General features: G+C 56.4%; 12 protein-coding genes. 5 read left to right on the top strand and 7 right to left on the bottom strand.

Features of this window, described 5'->3' with window-relative positions:
- Positions 1-9 precede the first annotated feature (9 nt).
- The 3 genes from murJ to RSK20926_RS11070 are packed head-to-tail and all read right to left on the bottom strand — an operon-like array spanning position 10 to position 5,544.
- A complete protein-coding gene (murJ, locus tag RSK20926_RS11080; RefSeq protein ID WP_008206730.1) occupies positions 10-1,599 on the bottom strand; it encodes a murein biosynthesis integral membrane protein MurJ in 1,590 nt (529 codons plus the stop codon).
- Positions 1,596-4,418 carry a [protein-PII] uridylyltransferase gene (locus tag RSK20926_RS11075; protein WP_037254758.1) on the bottom strand — a complete coding sequence of 941 codons (2,823 nt, stop codon included), beginning with the start codon at positions 4,416-4,418 and terminating at the stop codon, positions 1,596-1,598. The genes murJ and RSK20926_RS11075 overlap by 4 nt, the downstream gene beginning before the upstream one ends.
- On the bottom strand, positions 4,378-5,544 hold the full coding sequence (locus RSK20926_RS11070) for a penicillin-binding protein activator (protein ID WP_008206728.1): 1,167 nt from the start codon (positions 5,542-5,544) through the stop codon (positions 4,378-4,380). Before RSK20926_RS11070 ends, RSK20926_RS11075 begins: the two co-directional genes overlap by 41 nt.
- Positions 5,545-5,631: 87 nt before the next feature.
- Here RSK20926_RS11070 and rsmI point away from each other — a divergent pair, with 87 nt between their 5' ends.
- The 3 genes from rsmI (at position 5,632) to gshB (ending at position 7,904) form a co-directional block, all read left to right on the top strand.
- Positions 5,632-6,489, top strand: coding sequence for a 16S rRNA (cytidine(1402)-2'-O)-methyltransferase (rsmI, locus tag RSK20926_RS11065; RefSeq protein ID WP_008206727.1), 858 nt, complete (start codon positions 5,632-5,634; stop codon positions 6,487-6,489).
- Between the two features lies 1 nt (position 6,490).
- Complete coding sequence (locus RSK20926_RS11060) at positions 6,491-6,901, top strand: YraN family protein (protein WP_008206726.1); 411 nt, start codon at positions 6,491-6,493, stop codon at positions 6,899-6,901.
- A gap of 67 nt (positions 6,902-6,968) precedes the next feature.
- Positions 6,969-7,904 (top strand): glutathione synthase, encoded by a 936-nt coding sequence (gene gshB / locus RSK20926_RS11055; protein ID WP_037254852.1) that lies wholly within the window; start codon positions 6,969-6,971, stop codon positions 7,902-7,904.
- Between the two features lie 22 nt (positions 7,905-7,926).
- Here the strand turns inward: gshB and RSK20926_RS11050 are convergent, their stop codons facing one another.
- The 4 genes from RSK20926_RS11050 to cobU all read right to left on the bottom strand — a co-directional run bounded on the left by RSK20926_RS11050 (position 7,927) and on the right by cobU (position 11,392).
- Complete coding sequence (locus RSK20926_RS11050) at positions 7,927-9,429, bottom strand: YifB family Mg chelatase-like AAA ATPase (RefSeq protein WP_008206723.1); 1,503 nt, start codon at positions 9,427-9,429, stop codon at positions 7,927-7,929.
- 124 nt (positions 9,430-9,553) lie between these two features.
- A complete protein-coding gene (locus tag RSK20926_RS11045; RefSeq protein WP_008206722.1) occupies positions 9,554-10,237 on the bottom strand; it encodes a glutathione S-transferase in 684 nt (227 codons plus the stop codon).
- 58 nt (positions 10,238-10,295) lie between these two features.
- Complete coding sequence (locus RSK20926_RS11040; RefSeq protein WP_008206719.1) at positions 10,296-10,874, bottom strand: histidine phosphatase family protein; 579 nt, start codon at positions 10,872-10,874, stop codon at positions 10,296-10,298.
- Positions 10,871-11,392 carry a bifunctional adenosylcobinamide kinase/adenosylcobinamide-phosphate guanylyltransferase gene (cobU, locus tag RSK20926_RS11035; protein ID WP_037254755.1) on the bottom strand — a complete coding sequence of 174 codons (522 nt, stop codon included), beginning with the start codon at positions 11,390-11,392 and terminating at the stop codon, positions 10,871-10,873. Before cobU ends, RSK20926_RS11040 begins: the two co-directional genes overlap by 4 nt.
- Positions 11,393-11,709: 317 nt before the next feature.
- Here cobU and RSK20926_RS11030 point away from each other — a divergent pair, with 317 nt between their 5' ends.
- Together RSK20926_RS11030 and RSK20926_RS11025 are read left to right on the top strand one after the other, a co-directional pair.
- Positions 11,710-12,588 (top strand): RNA polymerase factor sigma-32, encoded by an 879-nt coding sequence (locus tag RSK20926_RS11030; RefSeq protein WP_008206714.1) that lies wholly within the window; start codon positions 11,710-11,712, stop codon positions 12,586-12,588.
- On the top strand, positions 12,585-13,436 hold the full coding sequence (locus RSK20926_RS11025) for a ChaN family lipoprotein (RefSeq protein ID WP_008206712.1): 852 nt from the start codon (positions 12,585-12,587) through the stop codon (positions 13,434-13,436). The genes RSK20926_RS11030 and RSK20926_RS11025 overlap by 4 nt, the downstream gene beginning before the upstream one ends.
- The last annotated feature ends 26 nt before the right edge of the window (positions 13,437-13,462 follow it).

Below are 13,462 nucleotides of genomic sequence, written 5' to 3'. Positions count from 1 at the left end.
ACGGCAAGATCAGCTCTTGCCGCGCCGCAGGTTGTTTTTGAACTCCGCCAGTCTAAAGGCGCCGATGAACTGACCAAAGGCAAAGTAGCTGACGATGCCGCTCAGAACCAACAGGGCCAGTGCCAGGTAGCGAAGCGGGCTGCCAAAGAGCCAGGGCTCCAGCGCCCAAGACAGGCCAACCAGGAAGGCGCCCATGACGAGGGAGGCCGCCAGAATGCGCCAGATGCGGGTTTTAAACCGTGCATCAAACCTGGCGCTATCCCCCATTGCTCCACTGCCGCGCAGCAAAAGGGCAACCATGCACCAGCCCGCAAAGGTGGTGCCAAAGGCTGCCCCGGTAAAACCGAACAGATAGGCACAGCCAATGGCTACCACAGCATTCACCAGCATAGCGATTAGCGCATATCTGAACGGGCTGCGCGTGTCCTCGCGAGCAAAGTAAAGCGGTTGAAGAACCTTCTGCATGACAAAGGCAGGCAGGCCGAGCCCATAGATCGCAACCGCTAGGGCGGTGGCTTGGCTGTCTTCAAAGTCGAATGCACCGCGTTCAAAGAGGACAGAGACCAATGGCAGCGGAATGACCATCAGGGCGACAGCTGACGGGATGGTTAGGGCAAGAGAGACCTCTCCCGCGCGGCTGAGCGCTGTTTTGGCACCGCTGGTGTCCTCAGCAGCCAACCTGCGTGAGAGGTCTGGTAGTAAGACAATACCGACGGCAATGCCCACCACGCCAAGAGGCAATTGATACAGCCGATCCGCATAGCTGAGCCAAGCAATTGCTCCGTCAAAGAAGCTGGCGACCTGACGTCCAACAAGCAGGTTGATCTGCACAACACCGCCCGCCAGCATTGCTGGACCGGCAATGATGGCAAGGCGTTTCAGATCCGGGGTCAGGCGAGGGCGGCGTGGGAGCAGAGCAAAGCCTGCCCGTTTTGCAGCAATCCAGACCAGAGCCATCTGTGCCAGACCCGCGATCAAGGTCCCCCAGATCAAGAGGATGCCCTGGGAGTACCCCTGCAGACCCGGTTCTGGTGCTTCGCCCAGATTTCCGAATAGCCCCGTTTCCCCCAGCAAGAGGGCCGTGACGAGGACTATGTTTAGCAAAACTGGTGCGGCGGCGGCGGCAGCGAACCGCCCCGAAGCATTGAGCACACCAGAGAGCAGCGCAGCCAGCGAAATGAACAGAATATAGGCAAAGGTAACCCGGCCAAAATCAACAGCCAGATCAAACCTGATGTCGCCTTGAAACCCGCTGGCCATGGCAAGGACCAGCCAGGGCATGATCAGTTGGGCCAGCAGGGTAAAGAGGATCAGAAGGGTGGCAAGACCCGAAAAAGCATCGCGGGCAAATCCAATCGGATCCTCATCCTTTTGAAGCTTCTTGGAAAACAGCGGCACAAAGGCCGTGTTGAACGCGCCTTCGGCAAAGAAACGGCGGAACATGTTGGGCAGGCTGAAAGCAACCAGAAAGGCCTCTGCCACGGCGCCGGTGCCCAGGAAGCTGGCGATCATGATATCGCGGGCAAAGCCCAGAATACGACTGGCGAGGGTCCAGAACCCAACGGTCATGAACCCGGAAAGAAGTTTGACTGGTTTCATGATCCGGCCCGCTTTGCACCTTCGGAAATGGCTTCACGAAGGCGTTTCTCCAGTGTTTTCTGCTTGGAGAGTGAATGGTACTTCAGGCCGAACATGTCTTTGACATAGAAGGTATCAACCACCTGTTCCCCATAGGTCGCAATCACCGCATTGGCGATGTAGACATTGGCGGATGCCAGACTGCGAGCCAGATCATAAAGCAGGCCTGGCCGGTCTCGCGTATCCACCTCGATAATGGTGTAGATCTCGGAACCCTCATTATCAAAGGTGATATGGGTGGGAACCCGAAAGGCTTTTTCGCGTTTCTTGATTTTGTCCCGCGATACAAGCGCGTCCCTGGCGATCACTTCGCCCTTCAGCGTTTTACGGATCATCTGGCTGAGCCGCTTGAGGCGCGAGGCTTCAAACGGGTGACCTTCTGCATCCTGGATCCAGAAGGCATCGGTCACATAGCCGTCTTTGGTGGTATAGCTACGTGCGTCCACGACGTTGGCCCCAACCAGGGCCAGCGCTCCAGAAACCCGCGCAAAGATGCCGGGATGGTCCCACATGGTAAAGCAGGCCCGCGTGGCGTCGCGGTCTTCATCCGGATCGAGGCGGATCACAACGCCACCTGGGTCGTTCTTTGCGTCTAGCTCCCGTAGCATTTCGGCAAAATCAATATGGGCCGTAACATGCAACCCCTGCCAATAGGGATCATAGTGCCGGGAGGTTTCCTTCTTCAGATCAGATTTGCTCCAGTCAGGCAGGGCGGCGCGCAGGGCTTTTTTGGCTGCCGCGCCCCGGTGTTCCCGGTTCAGGGCTTCCATACCGTTTTCCAGCGCTTCGCGGGTCTGGTTGTAAAGCGCGCGCAAGAGGGCAGCTTTCCAATTGTTCCAGGTGTCCGGCCCGACCCCGCGGATGTCACAAACAGTCAGAACCAGTAGCAAATCAAGCCGTTTCACTGTTTGAACGGCTTTTGCAAAACCACGCACCGTGCGGGGGTCGGCAATATCACGTTTCTGCGCCATATCCGACATCAACAGGTGGTAGCGCACCAGCCATTCAACGGTCTCACAATCGCTCTTGCTGAGACCCAGGCGCGGCGCCACTTTGCGGGCGATCTGTGCGCCAAGGATGGAATGATCCTGTTCGCGGCCCTTGCCGATGTCATGCAGCAGCATGGCCACCAACAGGACTTTGCGGTTCAACCCTTTGCGGATCACCTCGGAGGAGAGCGGCAACTCATCCTCCAGCTCGCCCTTTTCAATGGAGGTGAGGTTGGAAATGACCTGGATGGTATGCTCATCCACCGTGTAGGAATGATACATATTGAACTGCATCATCGCCACAATCGGCTCAAACTCGGGGATGAAGGCAGAGAGCACACCCAGTTCGTTCATGCGGCGCAGCGCGCGTTCTGGATTGCCATGCTTCAGCAGGAGATCAAGGAAAATCCGGCAGGCTTCCTTGTCGGCGCGCATCTCATCATCGATGAGGTCCAGATTGGCACTGACCAGTCGCATGGCGTCCGGGTGGATCAACATGCCAGTACGCAGACCTTCTTCGAAAATCCGCAGGAGGTTCAGTTTGTCATTCAGAAATGCATCAGGATCCTGAATATCCAAGCGATTGTGGATTACCTTATAGCCAGGTTTCACACGGGGGCGACGGCGGAAAATCCGCTCCAGCAGGGGCGCGCCTTTCTTGTGGCTCTCTTCCAGTTTGGTCAGCAGGATACGGGTGAGATCGCCTACCTTGGTTGCGTGACGGAAATAGTCCTGCATAAAGAACTCAACACCGCGCCGTCCGGCCCGGTCCTGATAACCCATGCGGCTGGCGACTTCGGCCTGCAAATCAAAGCTGAGTTGCTCTGTGGCGCGTCCCACCGTGAGGTGCATATGCGCGCGCGCTGCCCATAGAAAATTGGCGGCTGCGTCAAAGGATTGAAATTCCTCCACGTTGAACAGCCCTAATGGGACCAGCTCTGCCACGTCCTGAACCTGGTAGACATATTTGGCGATCCAATAGAGGGACTGCAAATCGCGCAGGCCCCCTTTGCCCTCTTTGACATTGGGCTCAACCATGTAGCGCTGACCCTGCTTCAAGTGCCTTTGGTCGCGCTCCGAAAGCTTTGCTTCTACGAACTCTTGCGCATCACTAGAGAACAGCTCCTTGCGCAGGCGTTTATCCAGTTCTTCTGCCAGTTCAGCATCACCGGTCAGATAACGCTGCTCCAGCATGGCAGTGCGGATCGTGAAATCCTCTTGCCCCAGGCGCAGGCAGTCTTTGATTGTTCGGCTGGAATGCCCAACCTTTAGTCGCAGATCCCACAAGATATAGAGCATGGATTCAATCACGCTCTCGGCCCAGGCGGTGATCTTGTAAGGCGTCAAAAACATCAGGTCGACGTCCGAGAAAGGCGCCATTTCCCCGCGTCCGTAGCCGCCAACAGCGATCACGGCGATGCGCTCCCCAACGGTGGGGTTGGACAATGGATGCAGGAACTTGGTTGCAACCTGAAATGCGGTCAGCACCAAACCATCCGTCAAATAACTATAGGAGCGGGTCAGGCTCTGCGCTTTGAACGGATCTTTGGCAAAGCCCTCGGCAATGGCAGCACGGCCTGCCTTATTGGCGTTCCGCAGCAGCTTAACGACTTCACCGCGAAGGGCCTGCGGTGGGTGTTCAGATGCAAGCTGCTCAAGCTCAGCTTGAACAGCTGCTGCGTCAAAGATGTCTGAGGCTTCGCAGATCAACCCCTGAGGAGGTGAAACTGCGAGGGTTTTCAGATCGTCTTCAAAATCCGGCGCCTGAGAAACTGCTGGGGGCTGCGTCAATGACCACTACCTTCTGTTCTTTGATTGTTGCAACGGCGAGGCCGCGGTCGTTGGTGCCATCAGGACGCAGGCGGAAAATGCCGCCGGTTCCCTGGAAGCCCGCTCCTTGGGTCAAGGCGGCTGCAGTCAGCGCGTTGGAGTTGCCGGCACCCACCAGGGCGCCAATCGCCGCGATGCCATCATATGCCAATCCGCCAATCGCATGGGGAGAAGAGCCATAGACCGAAGCGTAGCGATCCCGGAACCGGGTGGCGCGGGCTGGGTCTGGCAGGGTGAACCACCCGCCCTGAACGCCGGGCAACGCAAGAGTCTGTGCCGGAATATCCCAACGCGTAAGACCAACAAATTGGATATCACCAGGTTTCACTCCGGCTTCCGGCAGTAGTTGGGTCAGCAGAGGCAGGGCCCCGGCGGTTGTGGCGGTGAGGAACAGGACATCAGATTGAGCAGAGGCATCGCGAATTTGCGGAATCGCATTGATTACGCCCTGCTGTGAAAGCTCATATCCGATGCTGCCAGTGACAGTGACACCTGCCTGTGCGGCGGCGCGGCGTACCGCGGCCTCTCCGGCCTGCCCGGCGGCGTTGGTCCCACTTGCAATGACAAAGCTGTTCTTGCCCTGACGTTTGGCGAAATTGGCCAGGCGACGGGCGCTGTTGTCAAAGGTGGAACCTAGAATGAAAACATTGCCCCCCGCGATGGACGGCGTATTGGAGAAGGACAGCACGTTCACGCCGCGTTTTGCCGCCGCGATGCCGGCGGCGTTTGCGGCTTCGGCATAAACCGGCCCAAGAATGATCTGCGCACCGCCATTCACGGCTTCCGTTGCAACGGAAGCAGCGCGGGCCGGGTCACCGGCTGTGTCATAGATTGTCAGATCGATCTGAACACCTTGCAGATCGGCGATCGCGAGACGGGCGGAGTTTTCCAGGCTTTGGGCCAAGACACTATCACCGGATTGTGGCGAGCCTTTGGGAACAAGCAGAGCAACTTTGACGGGCTTCGAAGTATTGATAGATGGCCCATTTCCTAAGGCAACCGGGTTACAGGCCGCCAGAGAAAGAGCTGAAATACCGAGCAAAGCGGAGAATGCAGCCTTGCGGGCGTTTTTGAAAACAGCAAACATAATGGATTAGAAACTCCCCTTGTCCGGCGTCACTGCGCCGTGTTGGTTCAGGGGGGAATAATAAACGACCAAAAAGGCGGGTCCAGCGTGAATCATCAAATCGTCAATTTGTTGCCGGGATTGTATTTTGTGGCCACACCTCTGGGTACAGCACGCGATATTACACTGCGCGCCTTGGATGTATTGTCCTCTGCTGATCTGATCGCGGCAGAGGACACGCGGTCGCTGAGAAGGCTGATGGAAATCCATGGCGTGCCTTTGAATGGGCGACAGGTTCTTTCCTATCATGATCACAGCGGGACGAATGCCAGAGCGCGCCTTTTGACCGCTTTAGAACAAGGGCAATCTGTGGCCTACGCCTCTGAAGCGGGAATGCCCCTGATTGCAGATCCGGGGTACGGGCTCGCACGCGATGCGTCCGAGGCAGGGTTTCTGGTGACCTCCGCACCCGGAGCGACCGCTGTTACTACTGCCCTGGCCCTGGCCGGGCTGCCGACGGATGCATTCTTTTTTGCAGGTTTTCTGCCAAATACCACTGCTGCACGCCGACGACGTCTTGAAGACGTAAAAGAAATTCCTGGCACTTTGGCTTTTTATGAATCGCCCAAACGTCTGGCGGCCTCTTTATCAGATATGGCGGATGTCCTTGGGGATCGACCTGCCGCAATCTGCAGGGAATTGACCAAGAAGTTCGAGGAGATCCGTCGAGGTAGCCTGAATGAGCTTGTGACCTCCTTGGAGGATGCACCGGTGAAGGGTGAAATAGTCCTTTTGGTGGATCGAGCGGCCAAGAGCGAGGTGAGCGAAAATGACTTGGAAAGTGATTTGAAAGCCGCGCTGCGCGACAACTCCGTCAAGGATGCCGCTGCAATTGTGGCAGAGGCGCATGGGCAGCCGCGCCGAAAGGTCTATCAACTGGCTCTCAAACTCGCCAAGAGCGACTAGAATGTCAGACCCTCAACAGAAACGGGGCCAGAAACAAGGCCTGAAGCGGGGGCAAAACCGAGGATTGAGATCCCACCTGAGCGGTCTTTCTGCCGAACATCAGGCCGCACGGGCCTATGAAGCACTGGGGTTTGAGGTGGTGGAAGAGCGATGGCGTGGGGAGGCCGGTGAAATTGATCTGATCCTTCGCCAAGGGGCAACATGGGTTTTCGCCGAGGTGAAAAAGTCGACAGATTTTGAAACAGCCGCCACCCGCATTTCGCAAAAGCAAGTTCAGCGCATCAGGCAAAGTGCAACGCTGTATCTGGATCGGTTTCCGAATGAGCAGGTCGAAGAGGTGCGGCTGGATGCTGTTTTGATTGATGCAGAAGGGCAGGTCGAAATCCTCGAAAACGGTCTGGGGTTTGAATAACAGCGTTGCAATGGTTGAACATGGCGTCGCGCTGGGCCATCTATTGCGGGAACAAAAGGATAGGCCTATGAAAATCGCATTCCAGATGGACCCGATCATGGGGGTCGATATCAATGCCGACAGTAGTTTCCGTCTCGCAGAGGAAGCGCAGAAGCGGGGGCATGAGCTGTTTTTCTACAGCCCGGACCATTTGGCTTATCAAGAAGGCCGGATAACTGCACGAGGTCAGGATATGACCATTCAGCGCGTGGCAGGAACTCCGGCCATCCTGGGCCAGATGCGGGAAGTTGATCTGGCTGATTTCGACGTGGTCTGGCTGCGTCAGGATCCGCCATTTGATATGCATTACATCACTTCCACCCATTTATTGGATCGGTTGAAGGGGCAGACCCTGGTGGTGAATGATCCATTCTGGGTGCGTAACTACCCGGAAAAGCTGCTGGTGTTGGATTTCCCAGACCTCACCCCGCCCACGGCCATTGCTCGCGATCTGGATACGATCAAAGCCTTTAAGGCCAAGCATGGCGATATCATTCTAAAGCCGCTTTATGGTAACGGTGGAGCAGGTGTTTTCCGTCTTGATGCCAATGACCGCAACCTCACTTCTTTGCATGAATTGTTCACGGGTTTCAGTCGCGAGCCTTTGATCGTGCAAAAGTTCCTGCCGGACGTGAGCAATGGCGATAAACGCGTGATCCTGGTGGATGGTGAACCGGTTGGCGCGATCAACAGGGTGCCGGCAGCCGGAGAAACCCGGTCCAACATGCATGTAGGTGGTCGGCCAGAGAAAATCGGCCTCACGGAGCGCGATTTGGAGATCTGTGCTGCCATCGGCCCGCTTCTGCGCGAAAAAGGGCAGATCTTCGTTGGGATCGATGTGATCGGCGATTATCTGACTGAAATCAACGTAACATCGCCAACCGGCATTCAGGAACTGGAGCGCTTTGATGGCGTGAATATCGCCGAAAAAATCTGGCTGGCGATTGAGGCACGACTGGCCTGATCTTGTATTGGCCGAGCCGAGTTTAGAAAGAGATGCGGAAGCCTATGGCTTCCGCGATATGCTGACGCTGTAACCGGTCTTCACCATCGAGGTCAGCAATGGTGCGTGCGACGCGCAAGACGCGATGATAGCCCCGCGCAGTTAGGCCAAAATGATCTGCAGCCCTTTGCAAAAGATCGCGACCCTCTGCTTCCAGGGTTGTTACCTGATCCAGCAGCGTCCCTTCTGCATCGGCGTTCAAAGAAACTACCGGATACTCCTCATATCGCGCCATCTGGCGATCGCGTGCGGCAGCTACACGTTGCGCAACTTCCGCTGAGCCCTCGCGCGCTGGGGGGAGTTCTAGATCCGCAAAGGCGACCGGTGGGATCTCCACACGAAGATCAAAGCGGTCCAGCAGAGGGCCGGAAATGCGTCCCAGGTAGTCAGCGCCGCAATTGGGCGCACGGGAACAGGCGCGTGAGGCGTCCGCAAGTTGACCGCATTTGCAAGGGTTGGCGGCGGCCACCAGCATAAAGCGGCAGGGGTAGCGGATATGGGCATTGGCACGGGCGATTATGACCTCACCGTTCTCAAGCGGCTGGCGGAGGGTTTCCAGCACCGGGCGACTGAACTCTGGCAACTCATCCAAAAACAGAACCCCATTGTGGGCGAGGCTGATTTCCCCAGGTTGGGCCCGGCGGCCACCGCCAGCAATTGCAGCCATAGAAGCGGTATGATGCGGCTCGCGGAAGGGGCGAGAGCGATTGATTCCACCGCTTTCGATCTGTCCGCACAGGGATTGGATCATCGATGTTTCCAGCGCTTCTGCAGGTGACAGAGGGGGCAGGAGGGTTGGCAGCCTTGCTGCCAGCATGGATTTTCCAGATCCCGGCGGGCCCACCATCAAGAGATGGTGCCGTCCGGCCGCTGCGATTTCAAGCGCACGCTTGGCCTGTTCCTGCCCTTTTATGTCCCTCAGATCGCGCGTGTTCTGCGACGCCGCTACTTCACCGGGCTGGGCCGCCGAAATAAGCATATCGCCTGTAAAATGGCGCAGTGCTTCGCTCAGATTTGCTGCGCCAAAGGCAAGGGCTTCTCCGGCCCAAGCCGCCTCGGCGGCGGAGGCTTTGGGGCAGATTAGGGCCCTGGCTGCGCTGGCAGCATAGACCGCAGCAGGCAGGGCGCCAGCGACAGGCACCAGTAAACCATCCAGGGAAAGCTCCCCCAAAGCGACATAGTCTTCGGGGACTTCTGGCGGGATAAGGCCAATGGCAGCCAGCAGTGCAAGCGCGATGGGAAGGTCAAAATGGCTGCCTTCCTTGGGCAGGTCCGCCGGGGAGAGATTGACCGTAATCCGTTTGGCAGGCAGTGCGATAGACATCGCAGAGAATACCGCGCGAATACGCTCTCGCGCTTCGCTGACGGCCTTGTCTGGTAGCCCAACAATGGAGAAGGCGGGTAGCCCTGCTGCCAAGGAGCACTGTACTTCCACGGGGCGGGCTTCGATCCCTTGGAAGGTAACCGTGTGAGCGCGCGCGATCATAGACACCCTCCTGAAATCTCAAGGAGGAAGTCTAGCCAATCTCAGAAGAGAGTCGTTAACGCGTCCTCGTTTCAGCGGGAATTTACGTAGGTTTCCCGCCGAAACGCTGTAGGTGCCTGACTTTCTATATCACCGGCCAGTCGCCGCGCTCAAGGTTCAGCGCATATGGCTCTGGGTCGTATGTGACCTCCTGCGCTTGTTTGCGCCAGCTCTTCACAACCGGGTCTTGGATCAGATCCATGCAATAGGCGCGGGTCTCAGCCGAGACTGGCAAATCATAGCCGAGGATACGGATTGCTACGGGAGTATAAAACACATCCGCGAGAGAATAGGCTCCGAACAGAGGGCCATTTGTAGCATCGCTGAGCTTGCGTGCATGAGAAAACAGGGTTTCAATCCGGTTCAGGTCCTTCTGCACGGCCTCTGATGGCTCAAAACCCTGCCAGACATGAGAGAGCTGCATCGGGCAGTCAGTGCGCAATGCGGCAAACCCCGAACACATTTCAGCAACCAACCAACGCGCAGTCGCCCGCAGCGCCGGATCACTGGGCCAAAGCCCTGCTTGGGGATGACGTTCCGCCAGGGTTTCGGCCATGGCCAGGCTTTCTCCCACGACAGTGCTGTCCGGCATCTTTAGGGCAGGCACCAATCGGGCAGGGGCCAGATGGGCCAGATCCTGCGCCATCGTGCCAGAGTAAAGCCCCACTAGCGTCACCTCGTGAGGGATGGTGAATTTTTCAAGCATTAACCAGCCGCGCAAGGACCAGCTGGAATACATACGATCGCCAATATACAGTTCATAAGTCATAAGGGGAGGCTACCCCTGAATGATGTATTTAAAAATGGAATATTTGTTAGCTATTCCATCACAAAATTTGATTTATGATCTGTGTGCTCCAGTCGCCACTCGTGAATGAGATTTCGCTGACGGATAGATTGTCAATACGATGCCCAAAGGCTTCTTCTGGGGCCAGCGCCTCTGCCCGTTGGATTTGGGTGAGGATCTGGCCGAAATGGCCGACGACAATCAGGTTCGCACCTTCGTGACTGCTGATGAGTGTATCTATCGCATTGTTGACGCGCGCACAAACCTGGTTCCAGCTTTCACCTCCAGGAGGGGTTACATCGCCAGGGTTCTCCCAATAGGCACGAATGCGTTCCGGGTCTTCGGCATCAATCTCTTTCCAACTGCGCAATTCCCAAGCACCGAAATTGATTTCCCTAAGTGCGGGAACATGCGGCAAGCGGAGTCGTTCGCCTTGAATTGCACTTGCGGTGTCGACAGCACGAGAGAGGTCTGATGAGACGACCAATGCCTCCTGCGGGAGGTGCTGCTCAAGGCGAGAAAGGGCCGCCGTGTCTGAAAGGTCAGCCGGTAAATCCGACCATCCGACCATTGTCTTGGCATGCGTTGGCCCATGGCGGACAAGAAAGAGGCGCGTCAATCCAGCGCCCCCTTCAAGACCAAAGGTAGCCCGGCGGTCACTTGAATGACCCGATCCGCCTGGGCTGCGAGCGCGATGTTCAAGCGACCTTGCGACTCTCGAAAGCGCCTTGCCAGCGCATTATCTGGCACAATACCAAGGCCGGTTTCGTTGGAAACGATGATCAGTTCGGCCTCACATTCCGCGATTGCTGTCAGCAGCTCTGCCTGTGCTTCAGATAGATCGTTTTCAGCCATCAAATGATTGCTGAGCCACATCGTGGCGCAGTCCACGAGGCAGATTTCATCGGGTTGCAAATGGGCCAAAGCCGCTTTGGCCAGTAGCGGTTCTTCGAGGGTTTTCCAGCCACTGCCACGCTGTTTGAGATGACGATCCACTTTAATTTGCATTTCATCATCAAGTATTTGTGAAGTGGCCCAGTAACACTTTGATTTACCTGACTTAAAGCAAAGATTCTCGGCGAATTCAGACTTGCCCGAAGCAGCTCCTCCAAGAATGAATGTGACAGGTGCAGGCAAGTGCTTTATCCTTGATTTTGAACGGTTTCATCCTTTTGCCTACCCGTTGGACCTGTCCAAAACAAGGGGAGAAGACGTTTTTGGCCTCAGTGCGCATTGAGCTTTGTCGCGCCATTTGGTGAACCGGCTTAGCTCTCAGCCAATTTCGCCTTTGAAGCGGGTGCGATTGCGGGAGAACTTCCCGGATTTACCATGACTGATGAGACTGTGCCGTTGCGTAGCTTCGGACGTTCTGTGTTTCCAGCAGGAAAGCCTATCTGCCGAATTCTCCGCTGGAACAGCAGGTTTCAAGACCAGAGCTTTTCCAGGGGGATTACATGGCACTTGACCATATTGCGACGAATCCTTTGCCACGCAAGGCAATGAAGGCGGAACTTTTGGATGCCGAAACGGAACGCGCACTCGCCTATGCTTGGCGGGACCAGCGCGATGTAAAGGCGCTTCATCGGCTGACCAATGCCTATATGCGCCTGGCAATTTCGATGGCTGCGAAATTTAACCGCTATGGTGCGCCCATGAATGACCTGATCCAGGAAGCTGGATTGGGTCTGATGAAAGCTGCTGACAAATTCGACCCAGACCGTGGGGTGCGGTTTTCGACCTATGCGGTCTGGTGGATCAAAGCCTCGATACAGGACTATGTGATGCGGAACTGGTCCATGGTGCGGACAGGCTCGACCTCCTCGCAGAAAACCCTGTTCTTCAATCTGCGTAGGGTTCAGGCGCAGCTTGAGCGGCGCGCCTATGCAGATGGGCACCGATTGGACCGGCACCAGCTGCATCAGAAAATTGCTTCTGAAATCGGGGTGCCGCTGCGCGATGTCGAAATGATGGATGGTCGGCTGTCTGGGAGTGATTTTTCGCTGAATGCCAATCAGGCAAGCGATAACGACGGCCGTGAATGGATTGACGCCCTGGAAGACGAACATGCTGAAGGGGCAGAGCAGGTCGAAGGAACACATGATCGGCGGCAATTGCGCCAGTGGCTGGTCGAAGCGATGCAAAGCTTAACCGAGCGAGAGAGATTTATCATCGTGGCCCGCAAGCTGCAGGAACCGTTTCGAACACTGGAGGACCTTGGCCAGGAGTTGAACCTCTCCAAAGAACGCGTGCGGCAGCTGGAAGCGGCAGCTTTAAAAAAGATGCGCAAGGCCCTTGCAAGTCACGCACGGGAGGTCCAAAACCTGCTTTCATGAGAAAGCGTAGTTTTTTTGTCAGAATTGGCGCAATGGTTTTGGGTCTTGGCCTGGGACTCGTGGTGCAAGCCCCTGAAACACAAGCGGATGAAGCCGCCGCAATTGAAGCCATAGTGTTGCAACTTGCGGGTGCGGATGTGATTGCACTTGGTGAGATCCATGACAATCCTGCACATCACCAGGTTCAGGCCCAATTGATTGCAACGCTGAAGCCCGCGGCCATTGTTTGGGAAATGGTTGCACCTGAGCTGGCGGCAGAGCTGAAACTTGAAACCCTGCAGGATCTGGATGCGTTGGAAGCATATTTGCAATGGGATAGGTCAGGCTGGCCGGAGTTTGAAATCTACGCCCCGGTGTTTCAGGCGGCAGAAAACGCGCGCCATTTTGGTGCTTGGGTCCCGCGTGGCGCAGTGGGCGCAGCAATGGAGGCAGGTATAGCCTCATACTTTGGCGCGGAGGCTGACAGATTTGGGCTCACCCAACCTCTCGATCAAGAAGCGCAGAGCCAGCGTGAGGCGGATCAGCTGGCAAATCATTGCAATGCGATGCCAGTGGAAATGTTGCCGATCCTGGTGGATATCCAACGCCTGCGGGATGCCAAATTGGCACAGGTTGCTGAGCGCGCCTATTTTGAAACCGGAGGTCCTGTGGTGGTGATCACCGGGAATGGCCATGCGCGCAAAGATCACGGCCTCTTTGTATATCTGTCAAAGGCCCAGCCAAGGCTCGATCTGCGCGCGTTCGGTCAGGCGGAAGAGGGCGGCATTCAAGGGGATTTTGATGTGACGCTCTCAAGCCCCGGGATCACGCGCCCAGACCCCTGTCTTGCGTTTTCCAAACAAAACTAGACCACTATTCCTGATCCCTAAGGCTT

Source organism: Roseobacter sp. SK209-2-6 (assembly GCF_000169455.1).
Lineage (GTDB): Bacteria > Pseudomonadota > Alphaproteobacteria > Rhodobacterales > Rhodobacteraceae > Pseudophaeobacter.
This window is presented reverse-complemented; position numbering and strand designations above follow the sequence as displayed.

Bases quoted from the DNA above. Each gene is read 5' to 3' on its own strand.
- murJ (WP_008206730.1), bottom strand. From the start codon at position 1,599: ATGAAACCAGTCAAACTTCTTTCCGGGTTCATGACCGTTGGGTTCTGG.
- RSK20926_RS11070 (WP_008206728.1), bottom strand. From the start codon at position 5,544: ATGTTTGCTGTTTTCAAAAACGCCCGCAAGGCTGCATTCTCCGCTTTG.
- RSK20926_RS11060 (WP_008206726.1), top strand. From the start codon at position 6,491: ATGTCAGACCCTCAACAGAAACGGGGCCAGAAACAAGGCCTGAAGCGG.
- gshB (WP_037254852.1), top strand. From the start codon at position 6,969: ATGAAAATCGCATTCCAGATGGACCCGATCATGGGGGTCGATATCAAT.
- RSK20926_RS11050 (WP_008206723.1), bottom strand. From the start codon at position 9,429: ATGATCGCGCGCGCTCACACGGTTACCTTCCAAGGGATCGAAGCCCGC.
- RSK20926_RS11045 (WP_008206722.1), bottom strand. From the start codon at position 10,237: ATGACTTATGAACTGTATATTGGCGATCGTATGTATTCCAGCTGGTCC.
- RSK20926_RS11030 (WP_008206714.1), top strand. From the start codon at position 11,710: ATGGCACTTGACCATATTGCGACGAATCCTTTGCCACGCAAGGCAATG.
- RSK20926_RS11025 (WP_008206712.1), top strand. From the start codon at position 12,585: ATGAGAAAGCGTAGTTTTTTTGTCAGAATTGGCGCAATGGTTTTGGGT.